General features: G+C 64.3%; 21 protein-coding genes. 19 read left to right on the forward strand and 2 right to left on the reverse strand.

All coding sequences use genetic code 11. The features are described 5' to 3' along the window. Position 1: 1 nt before the first annotated feature. From G570_RS10655 to G570_RS10745, 19 genes are all read left to right on the forward strand, one after another. Positions 2–1,684, forward strand: a complete 1,683-nt coding sequence (locus G570_RS10655; protein WP_051504303.1) for a PHA/PHB synthase family protein — start codon at positions 2–4, stop codon at positions 1,682–1,684. A 13-nt stretch (positions 1,685–1,697) separates the two neighbouring features. Then, positions 1,698–2,777: an enoyl-CoA hydratase/isomerase family protein gene (locus G570_RS10660; RefSeq protein WP_037504109.1), complete on the forward strand. Its 1,080-nt coding sequence runs from the start codon at positions 1,698–1,700 to the stop codon at positions 2,775–2,777. 10 nt (positions 2,778–2,787) lie between these two features. Further along, positions 2,788–3,561 carry an enoyl-CoA hydratase gene (locus G570_RS10665; RefSeq protein ID WP_037502142.1) on the forward strand — a complete coding sequence of 258 codons (774 nt, stop codon included), beginning with the start codon at positions 2,788–2,790 and terminating at the stop codon, positions 3,559–3,561. Between the two features lie 13 nt (positions 3,562–3,574). After that, positions 3,575–4,471, forward strand: coding sequence for a 3-hydroxyisobutyrate dehydrogenase (mmsB, locus tag G570_RS10670; protein WP_037502145.1), 897 nt, complete (start codon positions 3,575–3,577; stop codon positions 4,469–4,471). Between the two features lie 31 nt (positions 4,472–4,502). Next, a complete protein-coding gene (locus G570_RS10675; RefSeq protein WP_037502147.1) occupies positions 4,503–5,081 on the forward strand; it encodes a NifU family protein in 579 nt (192 codons plus the stop codon). Between the two features lie 82 nt (positions 5,082–5,163). Further along, positions 5,164–5,778 (forward strand): tRNA (adenosine(37)-N6)-threonylcarbamoyltransferase complex dimerization subunit type 1 TsaB, encoded by a 615-nt coding sequence (gene tsaB / locus G570_RS10680; RefSeq protein ID WP_037504110.1) that lies wholly within the window; start codon positions 5,164–5,166, stop codon positions 5,776–5,778. Continuing rightward, positions 5,778–6,260 (forward strand): ribosomal protein S18-alanine N-acetyltransferase, encoded by a 483-nt coding sequence (gene rimI / locus G570_RS10685; protein ID WP_051504305.1) that lies wholly within the window; start codon positions 5,778–5,780, stop codon positions 6,258–6,260. Before tsaB ends, rimI begins: the two co-directional genes overlap by 1 nt. Positions 6,261–6,371: 111 nt before the next feature. Next, positions 6,372–6,797 (forward strand): Ros/MucR family transcriptional regulator, encoded by a 426-nt coding sequence (locus G570_RS10690; RefSeq protein ID WP_037502150.1) that lies wholly within the window; start codon positions 6,372–6,374, stop codon positions 6,795–6,797. Between the two features lie 113 nt (positions 6,798–6,910). Further along, the gene (locus G570_RS10695; protein WP_037502153.1) at positions 6,911–7,333 is read left to right on the forward strand and encodes a Fur family transcriptional regulator; all 423 of its coding nucleotides are present in this window, start codon (positions 6,911–6,913) and stop codon (positions 7,331–7,333) included. Beyond that, positions 7,314–8,078: a lysophospholipid acyltransferase family protein gene (locus tag G570_RS10700; protein WP_051504307.1), complete on the forward strand. Its 765-nt coding sequence runs from the start codon at positions 7,314–7,316 to the stop codon at positions 8,076–8,078. Before G570_RS10695 ends, G570_RS10700 begins: the two co-directional genes overlap by 20 nt. 11 nt (positions 8,079–8,089) lie before the next feature. Further along, positions 8,090–9,397, forward strand: coding sequence for a tRNA (N6-isopentenyl adenosine(37)-C2)-methylthiotransferase MiaB (miaB, locus tag G570_RS10705; RefSeq protein WP_037502156.1), 1,308 nt, complete (start codon positions 8,090–8,092; stop codon positions 9,395–9,397). Further along, complete coding sequence (locus G570_RS10710; RefSeq protein WP_037502159.1) at positions 9,397–10,398, forward strand: PhoH family protein; 1,002 nt, start codon at positions 9,397–9,399, stop codon at positions 10,396–10,398. Before miaB ends, G570_RS10710 begins: the two co-directional genes overlap by 1 nt. Beyond that, positions 10,395–10,901: an rRNA maturation RNase YbeY gene (ybeY, locus tag G570_RS10715; RefSeq protein ID WP_037502163.1), complete on the forward strand. Its 507-nt coding sequence runs from the start codon at positions 10,395–10,397 to the stop codon at positions 10,899–10,901. The genes G570_RS10710 and ybeY overlap by 4 nt, the downstream gene beginning before the upstream one ends. Next, on the forward strand, positions 10,901–11,785 hold the full coding sequence (locus G570_RS10720) for a hemolysin family protein (RefSeq protein ID WP_037502166.1): 885 nt from the start codon (positions 10,901–10,903) through the stop codon (positions 11,783–11,785). The genes ybeY and G570_RS10720 overlap by 1 nt, the downstream gene beginning before the upstream one ends. A gap of 31 nt (positions 11,786–11,816) precedes the next feature. Beyond that, positions 11,817–13,127 carry a PQQ-dependent sugar dehydrogenase gene (locus tag G570_RS10725; protein ID WP_037502169.1) on the forward strand — a complete coding sequence of 437 codons (1,311 nt, stop codon included), beginning with the start codon at positions 11,817–11,819 and terminating at the stop codon, positions 13,125–13,127. 47 nt (positions 13,128–13,174) lie between these two features. Continuing rightward, entirely contained in the window at positions 13,175–14,716 is a 1,542-nt protein-coding gene (gene lnt / locus G570_RS10730; RefSeq protein ID WP_037502172.1) for an apolipoprotein N-acyltransferase, read from the forward strand. Positions 14,717–14,773: 57 nt separating this feature from the next. Further along, a complete protein-coding gene (metK, locus tag G570_RS10735; RefSeq protein ID WP_037502175.1) occupies positions 14,774–15,988 on the forward strand; it encodes a methionine adenosyltransferase in 1,215 nt (404 codons plus the stop codon). A 234-nt stretch (positions 15,989–16,222) separates the two neighbouring features. After that, positions 16,223–16,522: a glycine zipper 2TM domain-containing protein gene (locus G570_RS10740; protein WP_037502178.1), complete on the forward strand. Its 300-nt coding sequence runs from the start codon at positions 16,223–16,225 to the stop codon at positions 16,520–16,522. Positions 16,523–16,649: 127 nt separating this feature from the next. Further along, entirely contained in the window at positions 16,650–17,756 is a 1,107-nt protein-coding gene (locus tag G570_RS10745; RefSeq protein ID WP_037502181.1) for a hypothetical protein, read from the forward strand. Here the strand turns inward: G570_RS10745 and G570_RS10750 are convergent. Then, a complete protein-coding gene (locus tag G570_RS10750; protein WP_037502184.1) occupies positions 17,734–18,078 on the reverse strand; it encodes a DUF2794 domain-containing protein in 345 nt (114 codons plus the stop codon). The genes G570_RS10745 and G570_RS10750 overlap by 23 nt on opposite strands. Then, complete coding sequence (gene epsC / locus G570_RS10755; protein ID WP_037502187.1) at positions 18,075–18,746, reverse strand: serine O-acetyltransferase EpsC; 672 nt, start codon at positions 18,744–18,746, stop codon at positions 18,075–18,077. The genes G570_RS10750 and epsC overlap by 4 nt, the downstream gene beginning before the upstream one ends. Between the last annotated feature and the right edge of the window lie 105 nt (positions 18,747–18,851).

The following is an 18,851-nucleotide window of genomic DNA, read 5'->3' on the forward strand; positions in this document are numbered from 1 at the left end:
GATGATGGACGCCATTGCCAAGCAGATGCGCGAGGCCGCCGAGAAAATGATGACCGGCGGTATCAAGCCCACCCTGCCCTTCGATCCCTTCGCCATCGCCCAGGCGACCGGAGAAGTCGCGATGAGCCTGGCGATGCGGCCGCAGGACCTGATGCAGGTTCAGGTCGAAGCCGCCAAGCAATGGGGCGACTTCTGGATTGGCGCGATGTCGGGTCGGCTGAGCGAAAAGCCGCGAGACCGCCGCTTTGCCTCAGCTGAATGGCAAGACGACGCCTATTATCGCAGCGTTCGCGATGCCTATCTGCTCGCCTCCAAGCAGCTGCGGGACGTGGTTTCCCTCGGCGATGGCGACGACAGTGCGCTGGCCATGACGCGCTTCCTCCTGGATCAGTACCTCAACGCCATTTCGCCCGCCAACTACGCCTTCACCAACCCGGACGTGGTGAAACGGATCAAGGAAACCGGCGGCGCGAACCTGGTGCAGGGCTTTGCCAACCTGCTGGAGGATATTTTGAGCGGCAAGGGCATCGTCCGCCGCCGCACCGACCCGAAGGCGTTCGAGAAAGGCGTGACCATCGCCGCGACGCCGGGCGAGGTGGTTTACCAGAACGACCTGTTCCAGCTGATCCAGTACACGCCGACCACCGACAAGGTCGCGGCCGAGCCGCTGCTCTACGTCCCGCCGCTGGTCAACCGCTTCTACATGATCGACCTGACGCCGAGGCAGAGCTTCGTGAAGTGGCTGGTTGAGCAGGGTCGCACCGTGTTCGTCATCAGCTGGGTCAACCCGGGCGCCAGGCACAAGGACAAGGACGTCGATGCCTATGTCCTTGAAGGCATCGTCGAGGCGATCGAGGTGGTCCGCAACCGCACGCGGGTCTCGCCCGACCTGTTTAGCTTCTGCCTTGGCGGAACGCTGGTCGCCCTGGCACTGGCCTACCTCGCCGCAGCCAAACGCGAGAAGGAGGTCAATTCGGCCACGCTGATCGGCAGCCTCGTCGACTTTTCCGACATGCGCGACTGGTCTGCGTTCGTCCATGAAGGGCATCTGGAAGCCCTCGAGGATCATCTCGAAGGTCAGGGCTATATCGACAGCGTCGAGCTGCAGCGCCTGTTCGCCGCAATGCGCGCCAACGACCTCATCTGGTCTAGCGTAGTGGACCACTACCTCCTCGACCGCGAGGCGCCGGCAAGCGACCTGCTTTATTGGTTCGAGGATGGCGCGCGGATTCCGGCAGCCTTCCTAAAGAGCTACAACCGCGACCTACTGCTCAACAACCGGCTGAAAGACGCGGCGGGCTTTACCGTCGGCGGGGTCAATATCGACTTGGCCGCCATCAAGACGCCGATGATGGTGATCGCGCTCAAGGACGATCATGTCAGCGCTTGGGACGCCGTCTATCGCGGCGCGCGGGACCTCGGCGCCGACTTCATCCTTGGCGGCAGCGGGCATAACGCCGGCGTCATCAACCCGCCGGAGCGGATGAAGCACGGTTATTGGACCGGCCCCAAGCCTGACGGCGAGGCCGAGCAATGGCTGGACAAGGCGATCAAGCACGAGGGCAGCTGGTGGCCGCACTGGACCGGATGGCTCGACGGCAAGGGCAGCGGCAAGACCGTTTCCGCCCGCAAGATCGACGATGGCATCGAGCCCGCTCCCGGTTCCTACGCGAAGATGCCCTGATAACATGGATATGATGACCGAGACCGCTACCGAAACGCGCGACGTCCTGACCTACAAGGAGGGGCTCGCCGGACGCCTGCGCCTCAACCGGCCCAAGGCGCTGCACAGCCTGAACCGCCAGATGGTGCGCGACATGTCCGCCGCGCTTCACGAATGGCGCGACGATCCTGACGTGCGCATCATCCTGATCGACCATGCCGACGGTCGGGGGTTCTGCGCGGGCGGCGACGTGGTCACGATCAGCCAGGACGTCGATGGGCATGAGGCTGCGGCGCGCGCCTTCTTCTTCGACGAATATCGGCTCAATCACCTCGAATATACCTACCCCAAGCCGGGGGTGGCCTTCATGGACGGGGTGACGATGGGCGGCGGCGTCGGCATCGCCTGTCCCTGCCGCTTTCGCGTCGCGACCGAGCGCACCGTGCTGGCGATGCCCGAGACGACGATCGGCATTTTCCCCGACGTCGGCGGTGGGCGCTACCTGTCGCGACTGCGCGGGCGCCTGGCCCAGTTCCTCGCGCTCACCGGTGCGAGACTGGACGGGGCGGAGTGCCTCAAGCTCCGGCTGGCGACCCACTACATTCCGTCCGACCGGCTAGAGCTGGCCAAGGAGCGGATCATGGCCCAGCCGTTCCGCACCCAGGCGATTCTCGACGAACTGAGCGAGGACGATGTCCCGCCCGCCCGCATTACCGGCAACCTCGCCAAGATCGACCGCTATTTCGCGAGCGACAGGCTGGAGGATATCCTCGATGCGCTCGACGAAGGCGCGGCGGAGGGTGACGAATGGGCGGCCAAGGAAGCCGACACCATCCGCAAGAAATCGCCGATGGCCTGCAAGGTCAGCCTGAAGCTGCTGCAGGAAAGCCCCTACCAGCTGCATTTCGTCGACGAGATGCGGATGGAATATGGGATCATGGTCCGCATCATCCACCACCCCGATTTCAAGGAAGGGGTGCGCGCGCTGCTGATCGACAAGGACAACAAGCCGGACTGGAACTCGTCCAACCCCGTGTCGATCGGCGACCGCGACGTCGCCGCCTTTTTCGAGCCGCTTCCGGTCGAGGAAGAATGGCGCCCGTTCGATTATTGAGAGGTCACGCATGAGCTACGAAACCATCCTGGTCGAACAGAAAGGCGCGGTGACGCTGGTCACCCTGAACCGCCCGCAGGCGCTGAACGCGCTCAATTCGACAGTGCTGAAAGAGCTGATCGACGCCTTCGCCGCCTATGACGCCGACGCCTCGCAGCGCTGCCTGGTGCTGACCGGCAGCGAGAAGGCGTTCGCGGCGGGTGCGGACATCAAGGAAATGCAGAGCCAAGGCTTTGCCGACATGTATGCGTCGGACTTCTTCAAGGGCTGGGAAAAGGTCACCGCGACCCGCAAGCCGTGGATCGCCGCGGTCAATGGTTATGCGCTGGGTGGCGGCTGCGAAGTGGCGATGATGGCCGACTTCATCATCGCCGGCGACAACGCCAAGTTCGGCCAGCCCGAAATCAAGCTGGGCGTGACGCCGGGCATGGGCGGGTCGCAGCGGCTGGCCCATGCGGTGGGCAAGGCCAAGGCGATGGAAATGTGCCTGACCGGCCGGATGATGGATGCGGCGGAAGCGGAACGTTCGGGCCTTGCCGCCCGCGTCGTGCCCGCCGCCGACCTCGTCGCCGAAGCGCTGAAGACCGCCGAAGCGATCGCGGGCATGGCCCCGCTCGCCGCAATCGCCAACAAGGAAATGGTCAACGCCGCCTTCGACATGGGCCTGACGCAGGGCATCAACTTCGAACGCCGACTGTTCCACGGCCTGTTCGGCACGCAGGACCAGAAGGAAGGCATGACCGCCTTCGTCGAAAAGCGCCCGGGCAACTGGACGGGCAAGTGAGGGAGTAGGACGCATGGCCAAGATCGCCTTCATCGGACTGGGCAATATGGGCGGCGGGATGGCCGCGAACCTGGCCAAGGCGGGGCATGACGTCGTCGCCTTCGACCTCGCCGAAGCCGCGCTGGAGCGGGCCAAGGCCAATGGCTGCACCATCGCCGACAGCGCAGAGGCGGCGGTCGAGGGTGTCGATGCGGTCGTCACCATGCTGCCGGCTGGCAAGCATGTCGCAGGCGTCTACCGCGACAGCGTGCTGGGCAAGGCCCCCAAAAGCGCCATCCTGATGGATTGTTCGACCATCGACGTCGCCACTGCCAAGCAGGTCGCCGATGAAGCCGCCTTTGCGGGATACGCGATGGTCGATGCACCGGTGTCGGGCGGCATCGCGGCAGCCGAGGGCGGGACGCTGACCTTCATGGTCGGCGGCAGCGACGAAGGCTTCGTCAAGGCGCAGCCCTATCTGGAGAAGATGGGCAAGGCGGTGATCCACGCCGGCGACGCGGGCGCGGGACAGGCGGCAAAGATCGTCAACAACATGCTGCTCGGCGCGACCATGGCGGCGACCTGCGAAGCATTCGTGCTGGCACAGAAGCTGGGGCTCAATCCGCAGACCTTCTACGACATTTCGTCCAAGGCGAGCGGCCAGAGCTGGTCGATGACCAGCTATTGCCCGGTTCCCGGCGTGGGGCCCGAGACTCCTGCCGACCGCGGTTACGAAGGCGGCTTCGCGGCGGCGCTGATGCTGAAGGATCTGAAGCTGGCGATGGAGGCCGCGCAGGCGGCCGGTGCCTACACCCCGATGGGCGGGGAGGCCGAAGAGCTGTACCAGCGCTTCGTCGACCGCGGCGGCGCCAACAAGGATTTTTCCGCGCTCATCCAGATGATCGACGACAGCTGGACGCCGCCGGCTTGATCGCGGACGCCTGAAGGACCACATCGCACCCATGCTGATCGAAATCGAAAAGACGCCCAACCCGGCGACCCGCAAGTTCCTGCCCGGCAAGACCGTGATGGAAAGCGGCGGCCGCGACTTCGCCTCGCCCGAAGCGGCGGAGGCGAGCCCGCTGGCCGAGGCGATCTTCGCCACAGGCATGGTGGACGGCGTCTATTTCGGCCGCGACTTCATCAGCGTTTCCGCCGCCCCGACCGTCGAATGGGACCAGCTAGAGCCCGAAGTGCTGACGCTGCTGCTCGACCATTTCATGCTCGACGCGCCGTTGTTCCGACAGGGCACGGCGGCGGGGATCGAGGTTGCGCCGGACGAGCCGCTATCGATCGAGGAAGACCCCGAGGACGCCGACATCATCGACCAGATCAAGGATTTGCTCGAAACCCGCGTCCAGCCGGCGGTCGCCAACGACGGCGGCAGCATCGTCTATCGCGGCTACCGCGACGGCAAGCTCTATGTCGAGATGCAGGGCGCCTGTTCGGGCTGCCCCAGCTCCACGATCACGCTGAAGCGCGGGATCGAAAGCCTCATCAAACATTATGTCCCCGAGGTCGAGACCGTCGAAGCGGTCTGACCGCTAGCCGACAATTTTGTACTTGAAGCGCGGAACGCTCCGTGCCTTCATTCGCTCGACTGTCATCGGGAAGGAGACCCCGTTGATCCTTGCGCTCGACACCTCGACTGCCGCCTGCACCGCCGCCCTGCTCGATCCGGACGGTTCGATCATCGCTGCGCGCGACATCGAAATTGGGCGCGGGCATGCCGAGCGGCTGGTGCCGATGATCGAAGATATGTTGAGCGGTCATGTGCCGACGCGGATCATCGTCGGTGTGGGACCCGGTAGCTTCACCGGCCTTCGCGTTGGCATTGCCGCTGCGCATGGCATGGCGATCGGCTGGAGCGTGCCGCTGACCGGCATGAACAGCCTCGCCCTGCTCGTCGCCGGTTCACCCGACGAAGACGGCAAGGTGGCTGCAGCGGTCAGCGGCGGCCATGGCGAATTGTTCGTCCAGACCTTCGACCGGCACAAGCTCAATACCCACGGTCCGGTGATGAACCTGCGACCTGACGAAGCCGCCGCGATCACCGACGCGCCGGTCGTGGTCGGCAGCGGCGCCGAAGCGCTGGTCGCGGCGCGGGGACGTGGGCAAGCGCTGCCGCTGTTTCCCTCGGCGTCGAACGCGATGAAACTGCCGCCGCTGCTACGCTCGCTCGACTGCAAGCCTATCTACGCCCGCGCACCCGACGCCAAACCAAAGGCTGCTGCCTGATGGTCAGCGCGCCCGACATGATCCTGCTCCGCGCCGGGCATGTCGAGGATTTGGATGCCGTGATGGCGATCATGAACCGGTCTTTCGACCCCTGCTTCGGCGAAGCCTGGACGCGCTCTCAGTGCAGCGGGATTCTGCCCATGCCGGGTGTTACGCTGACCATCGCCGCCCTGGACGGCGCGCCGGTCGGGTTCGCGCTTGCCCGGACGGTGCTGGACGAATCCGAACTGCTGTTGCTGGCTGTCGACCCGGACCATCATGGTCGGGGTGCTGGGAAGGCGCTGCTCGAACATTTCACAGGGCACAGTCGGAGCCTGGGGGCGCGTCACATCCACCTTGAAGTACGCGACGGAAATACGGCCATCCGGCTCTACCAACAGGCAGGGTACGAATTGGTCGGGCGACGCCGCGACTATTACAAGGCTCAGGATGGGCAGCGTTACGATGCGCTGACCATGTCGATACCTTCTCGAGCAGATTGACCTTCTTTTCTCCGAAATCATTTGATTACAAAGTAAATATCGGTAGCGTGACAGTTACTGGCGCGTAACTTTGCCATGTATGCGGAGATGAATTGCTCGGGAATATTAACTATGGACAACAACCAGACCGATGATCTGCTGATCACGCTCACCGCGGATATCGTCGCGGCGCATGTCGGCAACAACAGCGTGGCGGTGAATGACCTGCCTATGCTGATCCAGAATGTGCACGGTGCCCTTGCCGGCATCACCGGATCGGGCCCGGCCGCCGAAGCCAAACCCGAACCCAAGGTGCCCATTCGCTCGTCGATCAAGCCGGACTATATCGTCTGCCTTGAAGACGGGAAGAAGCTGAAGATGCTGAAGCGGCATCTGATGACCCATTATCAGATGACGCCTGACCAGTACCGGCAGAAATGGGGCCTTGCCGCCGACTATCCGATGGTCGCCCCCAACTATGCCGAACAGCGCCGCTCGCTCGCCAAGGCGATCGGTCTGGGCACCAAGCGCCGCAAGACGACGCGCAAGGCGAAGTAAGCTTCGCCTTCGCGCCAAATCTGCTTGATCCCCCGATCAACGACGGATTTTTCAGGGGAGGCGTTCATCGCCTCCCCTTTTCATTTCGCGACTTCGTCCCTAGTCTTTTGCTCATGCATCGCACCATCGACATCGAACAGCTTTGTGCCGACAAGGGTCTGCGCATCACCGAACAGCGCAAGACCATCGCCAAGGTGCTGGGCGAAAGCGAAGATCATCCCGATGTCGAAACGCTGCACGCGCGTGCAGCGGCGGTCGACCCCAATATTTCGATCGCGACCGTGTATCGCACCGTTCGCCTGTTCGAAGAGGCTGGCATCCTGGAGCGGCATGAGTTCGGTGATGGGCGTTCGCGCTATGAAGCGGCATCGGAGAGCCATCACGATCATCTGATCAACGTCGAGACCGGCGAGGTCATCGAGTTCGTCGACGAGGAGCTGGAAGAATTGCAGCGGCGGATTGCGCAGCGCCTGGGCTTCCGCCTGGTCGACCATCGCATGGAGCTGTACGGCGTCCGTGTCGAACGCGACAACTAAGGTCCCCTCGCACCGTTGGCGGGCCTATGCCCGGATCGCCGCGCTGGCAGGTTGGCTGGCGCTGTGCTTGCCGCTGCACCTCGTCGCCAAATGGCTGACCGGAACCAGCCGCTGGCCACGGCGGTTCCTCGCGGGCGTCGCGCGGATCGTTGGCGTACGGCCGAACGTCGAAGGCCGACCCTTGTGTTCCGGCAGTTTCGTCATTGCCAACCATGTCACCTGGCTCGACATCGTCGTCATGGCGGGAACTACGGGCGCTGCGTTCGTGTCGAAGGCGGAGGTAAAGAAGGTGCCGCTGATCGGCTGGCTCGCCGACCAGAACCGCACCGTCTATGTCGACCGTTCGGCCCGCAGCGAATCCCACGACCAGATCCGCCGCATCGGCGAAGCGCTGAGCCGCGGCCAACCGCTGGCAGTGTTCCCCGAAGGAACGACGAGCGACGGCAAGCGGCTGCTGCCCTTCCGAACGACGCTGCTTCATGCGGTGGCGCCGCCACCGGAGGGCGCGGTGGTTCGTCCGGTGGCGCTCGACTACCATGAGGCGACCGAAGAAATCGCCTGGGTGGGCGGCGAGCCGGGCGTCGAAAATGCCATGCGCGTTCTGGGGCGGCGCGGGTCGTTCCGCATGACGGTGAAGCTGCTCGACCCCCTGCCCCCGCACCACAATCGCAAGATTTTGGCGCAGCAGGCACATGCCGCGATCGCCGCCGCGCTCCCTTCCGTCCATGGGAGTTCGGCCCTATAGGCTGCCGCGAAATGACTGATCTTCCCAAGACTTACCGCGTCAAAAGCTTCGGCTGCCAGATGAACGTCTATGACGGCGAGCGCATGGCCGAGCTGCTCGGCGCCCAAGGCATGACCGCCGCCGCCGAGGGCGAAGACGCCGATCTCGTCGTGCTCAATACCTGCCACATTCGCGAGAAGGCGGCGGAGAAGGCTTATTCGGACGTCGGCCGCCTCAAGCGCGAGGACGGCAGCAAGCCGGTGATTGCGCTGGCCGGCTGCGTCGCGCAGGCCGAAGGCGCGGAAGCGAAGAACCGGTCGAAATTGATCGACTTGGTGGTCGGCCCGCAGGCCTATCACCGCCTGCCCGACATGGTCGCCGAGGTCGCGGCGGGCCAGCGCCCGGTCGATACCGACATGCCGGCGATTTCCAAGTTCGGCGCCCTCCCTGCCCGCAAGCGCAGTGGGCCCAGTGCTTTCCTGACGGTGCAGGAAGGCTGCGACAAATTCTGCACCTATTGCGTCGTGCCCTACACTCGCGGCGCCGAGATCAGCCGGCCGTTCTCCGATGTCGTCGCCGAAGCGCAGGCGCTGGTCGAAGGCGGCGCGAAAGAGCTCACGCTGCTCGGCCAGAACGTCAATGCGTACGACGGCGGTCTCGACACGCTGATCCGCGAGATTGCCCGGATCGATGGGCTGGAGCGGATTCGCTACACGACCAGCCACCCCAACGACATGACCGACGGCCTCATCGCCGCCCATGCCGAAGTCGACAAGCTGATGCCCTACCTGCACCTGCCAGTTCAGTCGGGTTCGGACAAAATATTGAAAGCGATGAATCGCAGCCACAGTGCCGACAGCTATCTGAAAGTGCTGGATAAAATGCGCGTCGCGCGGCCCGACATCGCCATTTCCGGCGACTTCATCGTCGGCTTCCCGGGCGAAACCGAAAAAGATTTCGAAGACACGCTCGCCATCGTCGATGCGGTCGGATACGCTTCGGCGTACAGTTTCAAATACAGCCCGCGGCCCGGTACCCCGGCCGCGACGATGGAAGGAGCGGTGGCACAAGAGGTGATGGACGAGCGGCTGCAACGCCTACACGCTCGACTTGCCGAGCACAGCCTCGCCTTCAACCGCGCCACCATTGGCAAATCCACCCGAATCCTGATCGACCGCAAGGGTCGCCTGCCCGGCCAGATGATCGGCAAGTCGCCTTGGCTGCAGTCGGTCTTCGTCGAAACCGACGCCAAGATCGGCGATCTCGTCGATGTCGAGATCACGCATGCGCTGCCCAATTCGATGGGCGGCATCCTCCAGAGAGAGAAAGTCACCACCTGATGGGAAAACGCCCCGACCTCCGCGCTGTCGATACGCCCGACCGGGCCCGGCTGGAGATGGAGTTCGAACAGCCCTACCTGTTGGGGCCGCTCTTCGGGGATTATGACCGTCACCTGGTGATGATCGAGGACCGCCTCGGCGTGCACATCGCCGCGCGCGGCAACCGCGTGATGATCGAGGGCGAAGCCGAATCGGCGGCCCGCGCCCGCGAAGTGCTGATGGGTCTCTACGACCGGCTCGACCAGGGCCAGGACGTCGACACGGCGGCGGTCGAGGCGGTGATCGGCATGGCCAACCAGCCCTTGTTCGACGGGATCGTCAGCGAAGAAGTGGGTCATGCGCCCAAGGTGATGATCCGCACGCGCAAGAAGACCATCGTTCCGCGCAGCCTGGTCCAGACGCGTTACATGGAAGCGCTGGCCCGCGACGACATGATTTTTGCGCTGGGACCGGCGGGCACCGGCAAGACCTATCTGGCGGTGGCGCAGGCGGTGCAGATGCTGATCACCGGTCAGGTCGATCGCCTCATCCTGTCGCGCCCCGCAGTCGAGGCGGGCGAGCGGCTGGGCTTCCTGCCCGGCGACATGAAGGAGAAGGTCGATCCCTATCTCCGCCCGCTCTACGATGCGTTGTACGACATGCTGCCCAACGAACAGGTCGAGCGTCGGCTGGCCTCGGGCGAAATCGAAATCGCGCCGATCGCCTTCATGCGCGGCCGCACGCTGAGCGATGCCTTCATCATCCTCGACGAGGCGCAGAACACCACGCCGCAGCAGATGAAGATGTTCCTCACCCGCTTCGGCATGAACAGCCGCATGGTCGTGTGCGGCGATCCCAATCAGACCGACCTTCCCAACGGCGTCCAGTCGGGCCTCAACGATGCGGTGCAGAAGCTGGAGGGCATTCCCAAATTGTCGATGGTCCGCTTCAGCGCGGCCGATGTCGTGCGTCACCCACTGGTCGGACGTATCGTGGAGGCCTATGAGGGCCCCGCAACATGACCCTCGACATCATCCTCGACGCCGATCCGGAGTGGGACAGTAGCATCGACTGGGCGGACCTCGCCCGGTCGGCTGCCACCTCCGCCATCGCCGAAAGCGCCTTTCCGCAACTGAGCGCAGCCGCCCGGCCGGTCGAACTGTCGATCCGGCTCGCAGGCAATGACGAGGTGCATGAACTCAACCGCCAGTGGCGCGACAAGGACAGGCCCACCAACGTCCTGTCCTTTCCCATGGCCGAGGCCGATGAAATCGACGACGCGCTGACGCCCGGGCCGGAACTGATGCTCGGCGACATCATTCTGGCTCATGGGGTGTGCGCCGAGGAGGCCGCCGACAAGGCCATTCCCATCCAGCAGCACGCCGCGCACCTGATGGTGCACGGGACGCTGCATTTGCTAGGTTACGATCACATGGACGACGACAGCGCCACCGACATGGAAGCGCGAGAGACGAGGGCCCTGGCCCGCATCGGCATTTCCGATCCCTACAGAGATCGCGACTGATGGCGACCCGGCACGACGACGAAGGCGGATCGCGATTATGGCGCGGCATGCGCGCGCTGATCTTCGGCGAGGAAGAATCGACGCTGCGCGACCAGATCGAAGAGGCGATCGACGAGGCGGACAGCGAGCCGCAAAAGCGCGGCGACCTCTCCCCGCTCGAGCGCCAGATGCTGCGAAACCTGCTGCATTTCGGCGACCGCACCGCGGCCGACATTTCGGTGACGCGCGGCGACATTATCTCGGTCAGCCGGGAGGTCAGCTTCGACGAGCTGGTCGCCGCCTTTGCCGATGCCGAGCATAGTCGCCTGCCGGTGACCGGCGACGACCTCGACGACATTATCGGCATGATTCACATCAAGGATGTGTTCAAGGCCCAGCACGACGCGTCGCGCCCGCGGACGATCGAGGGGCTGCTGCGCAACCCGCTGTTCGTTCCGGAAAGCATGGGCGTGCTCGACCTGCTGGCCCGCATGCGGACCGAGCGCGTCCATTTGGCGATCGTGGTCGACGAATTCGGCGGGACCGAAGGCCTCGTCACCATCGAAGACGTGGTCGAGGAAATCGTCGGCGAGATTGAGGACGAGCATGACGAACTCGAAGCCGCCGGCCTCAAATTGCTCGACGACGGCCTGTGGGAGGCCGAAGCGCGCACCGAATTGGACGAGATCGCCCGCGATGTCGACGCGCGCCTGATCGCCGAAGACGACGAGGTCGACACCATCGGCGGCCTGGCCTTCCTCCTTGCCGGCCGCATCATGGAGCCGGGCGAATCCGTTGAGCATCCCTCAGGCTGGAAGATCGAGAGTGTCGAAGCGGATGCCAAACGGATGATCCGGCTCAGACTGTACGCGCCCGAACCGGCGGTCGAAAGCGAAGCGGACTGAAACCAGCGGGCGCTGCGTCCGTTATAGGCGCATGGTTCGTAAGCTTGCCCTCATGGCGTCCGTCGCCACCCTCGCCGCCTGTCACTCCGCCTCCACCTTCGATTTCGCGCAAACACAAGGGCCAGACCCAGTACTGGTCGCGCCCAACAAGACGTTGCTGCCCGAAGTAAACGTTGCCGACGCCAAGGGCTGGCCACAGGGCAAGACGCCTACGGCCGCCGAAGGGCTGCAGGTCAACGCCTTTGCCGAAGACCTGCCGCATCCGCGATCGTTGATCATGCTGCCGAACGGCGATGTCTTGGTTGCGCTGACGGATGCACCAGGGACGGATCATACCGGCGGGGCGATCAAGGGTACGATTCAGGACATCCTGATGCGCAAGGCGGGCTCGCATTCGGGCAGCCCGGACAAGATCATGCTGTTGCGCGACGCCAATGGCGACGGGGTCGCGGAGACCAAATTGGTTTTGCTCGACCGTTACCTGATGAGCCCGTTCGGCATGGCCTACGCCAACGGCGAGCTATTCGTTGCCAACGCCGATGGCCTCATCGCGGTGCCGTTCAAGCCGGGCGACACCAGCATTTCGGCCACACCGCGGCTGGTCACCCAGCTGCCGTCCGGCTACAACCATCACTGGACAAAGGCGCTGCTCGCCAGCCCCGACGGTAGGGCGATGTATGTAGGAATCGGTTCGAACTCCAACATCGGCGAGAACGGGCTAGAAATGGAAAAGGGTCGCGCCGCCGTTTGGCGGGTCGACGCGAAGACCGGCGACTACAAGATCGTCGCCAGCGGTCTGCGCAATCCAACTGCGCTGGCCTGGCACCCTGGAAGCAGCGAATTGTGGCTGGTCGCCAACGAACGCGACGAGCTCGGCAACGACCTCGTCCCCGATTATCTCACCCACGTTACGCCCGGCGCTTTCTACGGATGGCCGTGGAGCTATTACGGCCAGCATGTCGATGCACGGGTGAAACCCGCAAACCCCGATATGGTCGCCAAGGCAATCGCGCCTGACTATGCGCTCGGCAGTCACGTGGCGCCACTCGGCCTTGCGTTTTCGACCGGGGCCAAGCTGGGCGAGCGCTTCGCCAACGGCGCGTTCATCGGCGAGCATGGATCGTGGAACCGCAAGCCGTGGAGCGGATACCAGGTCGCCTTCGTCCCGTTCAGCGGCGCGCGGCCCGACCTCAAGGCCAAGCCGATCCCGATCCTGACCGGGTTTCGCGTCGACGACACGGCTTACGGTCGTCCCGTCAACGTGATTGTCGCCAAGGACGGCAGCCTGCTGGTCGCCGACGATGTCGGGAACAAGATTTGGCGGGTCAGCGCCGCGCCTTGACACCACCCCCTCGTCAACCGCGCCAAGCCATGCTTAAGAGGCGCGGCATGTCAGATCCCATCGCCCGTCGGCCCCACGCGCTCATAGCCCTTGCGATCGGCCTAGCATCCGCCGCAGCTTTCCAGCCGCTGGCCTGGTGGCCGCTCATGCCGATTGCCATCGCCGCACTGGCCTTGCTGATCGACCAGGCGCCGACGTTTCGAAGGGCCATGCTGCTGGGTTGGCTGTTCGGCGTCGGCCAATTCACCGTGGGCCTCAACTGGATCGCCACCGCCTTCACCTTCCAGGCAGCGATGCCGGCGTGGCTGGGATGGGTCGCCGTCGCGCTGCTCAGCCTGTACCTCGCCGTCTACCCAATGATGGCGGCGGGCGTTGCGTGGCGGGTCGGCAAAGGCAGGCCGCTGGCGCTGGTCCTCGCCCTGGGCGGTGCATGGGCGATTGCCGAATGGCTTCGCAGCGTCGTGTTCACCGGGTTTCCGTGGAACCCGGTCGGTGCGGCGCTGATCGACACGCCGGTGGCCGCGGCACTGCCCTACATCGGCACCTACGGCCTGTCCCTGCTCACGGTGATCGGCGGCGGGCTCATCTGGCTCGCGATCCGTCGCAATTGGCGAAGCGCTGCAATTGCTGCGGTGCCTCTCGCGCTTGCCAGCATATTGCCGTCCACAACGCTTGCGCCGCTCACCCAACCGCGCCCGATCCGCATCGTCCAGCCCAACATAGGACAGGATGTGAAGTGGGATCCGGGCTTCGAGCGGATGGCGCTGGGCAAGCTGGGCCGTCTGTCGACACCCCGCGACGATCGGCAGGAACTGGTATTTTGGCCGGAAGCGGCCGTGACCTTCCCGCTTAGCGACAATCGACCCGAAGCCGCCCCCTTTGTGCAGGAAACCCGGCGCGATATTGCCACCAAACTTAGCGGACGCGACCTGCTGATGACGGGCGGACTGACCTTACGGTCGAGTGACGGGGAAACGGTCGATCGCGCGGCGAACAGCGTATTCATCCTTGGCGACGACGGCCAATTCGTCGGCCGCTACGACAAGTCGCATTTGGTGCCCTATGGCGAATATCTTCCGATGCGGCCGATCCTTTCGGCCATCGGCCTGTCGCGGCTAGCGCCAGGCGACAGTGATTTCCAGCCCGGTCCGGGACCCGGGACGCTCGAGCTGCCTGAGGGCTGGGGCAAGGCCGGCTTCCAGGTCTGCTACGAAATCATCTTCTCCGGCCGTGTGGTCGACCGCGACAACCGCCCCGACTTCATCTTCAACCCGTCGAACGACGCATGGTTTGGACGCTGGGGCCCGCCGCAGCACCTTGCCCAGGCGCGGATGCGCGCGGCCGAGGAAGGGCTGCCGATCATTCGTTCGACTCCGACCGGGATCAGTGCGCTGGTCGACGCGCATGGCGAGGTCGTCGACCAGCTGCCGTGGCGCAAGGCCGGCATCATCTGGTCGTCGATCCCGCCCAAGGCTGCGCAGGTCACGCCCTTCGGTCGGCTTGGCAACGTCATCCCCAACCTATTGGGCTTGCTGTTCGTCGCGGCGGCGATTGCCATTGCGGGGCGCCGTCGCTACAGCGCGATATAAGGATTTCTTTATATCCTGAAATTCCGCCGTTTTTAGCCAAGGATTGAACGTCTCTCCATGCGCAGCTCCTATCTTTTCACGTCCGAGTCTGTTTCCGAAGGCCACCCCGACAAGGTTGCCGACCAGATCAGCGACGCGATCGTCGACCTGTTCCTGTCGAAGGACCCGGAAGCACGCGTGGCGTGCGAAACCATGACCACCACCAACCGCGTCGTCCTTGCTGGCGAAATCCGCGGCCAGGGCATCATGGACACCGAGGGCAACTGGGCTCCGGGCATCCGCGAGGAAATCGAGCGCGCGGTGCGCAACACGGTCAAGAAGATCGGCTATGAGCAGGACGGCTTCCACTGGGACCGCCTCGACTTTTCGAACCACCTCCACCCGCAGTCGGCGCATATTGCGCAGGGCGTGGACGCGGGCGGCGACAAGGACGAAGGCGCGGGCGACCAGGGCATCATGTTCGGCTTCGCCTGCGACGAGACGCCCGACCTGATGCCGGCGACCCTCGATTACAGCCACAAAATCCTGCAGCGCATGGCCGACGACCGTCATTCGGGCGCGGCGCCGTTCCTTGAGCCCGACGCCAAGAGCCAGGTCACGCTGCGCTTCGAAAACGGCAAGCCGGTCAAGGCGACGGCGATCGTCGTGTCGACCCAGCATGCCAAGGGTTACGACCAGGGCGAGAAGGAAGCCGAACTTCATGCCTATGTGAAGCGGGTCATCGCCGACGTGCTTCCGGCGGAGCTGCTGGGCAATGAGACCGTCTATCACATCAACCCGACGGGCAGTTTCGAAATCGGCGGTCCGGACGGCGACGCTGGTATCACCGGCCGCAAGATCATCGTCGACACCTATGGCGGTGCTGCGCCGCACGGCGGCGGCGCGTTCAGCGGCAAGGATCCGACCAAGGTCGACCGTTCGGCGGCTTATGCCGCGCGCTACCTCGCCAAGAACATCGTCGCGGCCGGCCTCGCCCGTCGCTGCACCATCCAGCTAGCCTACGCCATCGGCGTCTCCGAGCCGCTGTCGCTGTACGTCGACACGCACGGCACCGGCACCGTCGGCGACGACGCGATCGAAGCGGCGATCGGCAGGATCGACAAGCTGGGCAAGCTGACCCCGCGCGGCATCCGTACCCATCTGAAGCTCAACAAGCCGATCTATTCGGCGACTGCCGCCTATGGCCACTTCGGCCGCAAGCCCGAAGGCGACCTGTTCCCGTGGGAAAAGACCGATCTGGTCGAGGACCTGAAATCGGCCATCGCCGCCTGATCTTTCGACATTTCGCCCAAAAGGCCGCCGACCCTCAGGGTTGGCGGCCTTTTTTTTCGCCTGAACCGGTAAATTCGCGCCAAACGCACACGCTGCCGCCTGCGTGCGGCCAACGGTTCATCGTTAATGCGGCCGTTTATGGTTAACTGGCCATTCCCGTTGTCTTCTATTCATGAAACCCATCCCATCGTTGGCCCGTTGCACAGTGCGACCAACGATAAAGGAGTTTGTTTCATGCGGAGGACCATGCTGGCGCTCGCCGCCGCTACCCTCACCATTCCGGCGGTTCCGACCGTCAGCTTCGCCCACAACAGCGGTTACTATAACGGCCGCATGTGGCAGGATTCGCAGGGCCGCTGGCGCTGCAAGCGTTCGAACGGAACGACCGGCCTAATCGTCGGCGCTGCCGGTGGTGCGCTGATCGGCCGCGCGATCGATACGCGTGGCGAACGCGCCACCGGTACAATCATCGGTGCTGCAGCCGGTGCGCTGATCGGTCGCCAGATCGACCGCAGCCGCGTGCGCTGCCGCTAGAGTTTATCAGTTCGGCCGGCGCCAACCTCCCACCCCCTGATCGGCGCCGGCCACCCCCTTCCGAATTGCTGTGTTGACACAATAACACAGTTGAGGCATCCTCCCGCGACAGGGAGGTATTCGCCTAATGTATAGTCAAAACGATCTCGACGAGGCGGTCTCGGCAGGGGCCATCAGCCCCGAAGCCGCCACCGCCCTTCGCAGCTTCGTCGAAAGCCAGCGCGCACTGCCCGGCGTCGACGAAGAACATTTCCGGCTGATTACCGGCTTCAACGACATCTTCGTTGCGATCGCCAGCGCGATCCTGCTGTTCGCAGTGGGCTGGATCGGGCAGTCGATCGGCCAGTCGCTGGGCATGACGATCGAAACCGCTGGGCCGAGCCCGCTCGCCCCGCTGTTCATCGCTGCCACGGCGTGGGGCCTGGCCCTTTTCTTCACGGCCAAGCGGCGCATGGCGCTGCCGTCGATCATGCTGCTGCTGGCCTTTGTCGGCGGCATCTTCCTGACCGGCCTGTTCGGCATCATCACCGCAGTCGGCGAACAATCGGTCGACGCCAACGAATGGATGCCCGGCATTATCGGTTCGGTGGCGGCGATCGTCGCGGTCGCCGCAGCCTGGGTGCACTGGCGCACGTTCAAGGTTCCGATCACCGTCGCGGCAGGCGCCGGCGCGGTCTGCGTATTCATCGTCGGCCTGATCGCCGCGGTGATCGGCAAGACCGAGGGTATCGAAAACACCCTGCTCGGCTTCGTTCTGGCGCTCGGCATCGGGGTTTTCCTGTTTGCCATGCGCTGGGATTCGTCCGACCCTGCCCGCGTCACGCGTCGCAGCGACGTTGCCTTCTGGCTCCACCTGCTGGCCGCGCCGATGATCGTGCATCCGGTGTTCACCTTGCTCGGCCTCAACGACGGCAATGCGACCGTCGGCGAAGGGCTGGTGGTGATCGCGCTCTACGTCGTGCTCGGGATCGCGGCGCTTGCCATCGACCGGCGTGCGCTGCTCGTCTCGGCACTGGCCTATGTGCTCTACGCGCTCAGCGAGTTGTTCAAGCAGGTCGGCGCGGTCGAACTCAACATTGCGCTCACGGCGCTGGTGATCGGTTCGGCCCTGCTGCTCCTGTCGGCCTTTTGGCACCAGGCACGGCGCGTCGTGGTCGGGCTCATGCCGGCGGCGATCCGATCGCACCTGCCCGATCTCGACCGGCTGGCGCCTATTGCCCAACCAGCCGCATAAGGCGGCGCTCCAGCGGGGCCAGGACATTCTGCAGGTCGTGGCCCCGCTTCAGCACCACACCATGTTCCGACACCAGCACATACGCCCCCTGCTTCGTCCGAAGCAGGGGGTGTTTTTCGATCCGGACCTCAGGCCGTTCGGCCGTGCGGCGGAAGGCCGCGAGAACCGCCGCCTGCGGGCCGAAGGTCAAACCGTAGTCACGCCAATGCCCTGCCGCGACCATCCGTCCATAGAGGTCGAGGATCCGTTGCAGTTCCTGACGGTCGAAGGTGGCGAGCGGCTGCCGATCCCGCGGCTGCGGAAACGGCGTGACGACGCTCAAGCGCTTTTGCTCCGCGGTGCGGGCGACGCTTTACGCACGGCGCGAAGCTCGGCGATTTCCCGTTCGAGCTCGCACAGGCGGGCCAAAACCGGATCTGCGATCTCGCTGCACGGCGTACCATAGGGAACGAACCCCGCCTTCACGTCGGTCGCGTCGACCAGCACGGCCTTGGCGGGGATACCGACCATCGTGGCCTCCGGCGCAACTTCCTTGGTCACGACCGAATTGGCGCCTATCCGCGCGCCCTCACCCACCAGGATCGGTCCGAGCACTTGGGCACCCGACCCGATCACCACATTGTCGGCAATGGTCGGATGGCGCTTGCCGGGAATGCCGTCGCTGGGGTTGGTCCCGCCCAGCGTTACGCACTGGTAGATGGTGACATTATCGCCGATTTCGGCGGTCTCGCCGATCACGGTGAAGCCATGGTCGATGAAAAAGCCCTTCCCGATTTTCGCACCTGGATGGATGTCGATCGCGGTCAGCAGGCGGGCGAGATGATTGACCAGGCGCGCGAGGAAATAGAGCTGGCCGCCGAACAGCCAGTGCGCCACCCGGTGGAAGGCAAGCGCCCACACGCCGGGATAGGTCAGGACTTCCCACTTGGAACGCGCGGCCGGATCACGGGATTTGATCGAGTCCAGATAATCGCTCAGTGCGCGAAACATAGGGTTCCTTAAACAGCCTTGGCTGCCAATTTATGCTCGCTTGACCGCAATTGCCAGATGTCCCGCCTCATTACCGCTCGATCCTCGCTTGCGCGGCCCTTGATG

Origin of the sequence: Sphingomonas jaspsi DSM 18422 (assembly GCF_000585415.1) — a bacterium.
Lineage (GTDB): Bacteria > Pseudomonadota > Alphaproteobacteria > Sphingomonadales > Sphingomonadaceae > Sphingomicrobium > Sphingomicrobium jaspsi.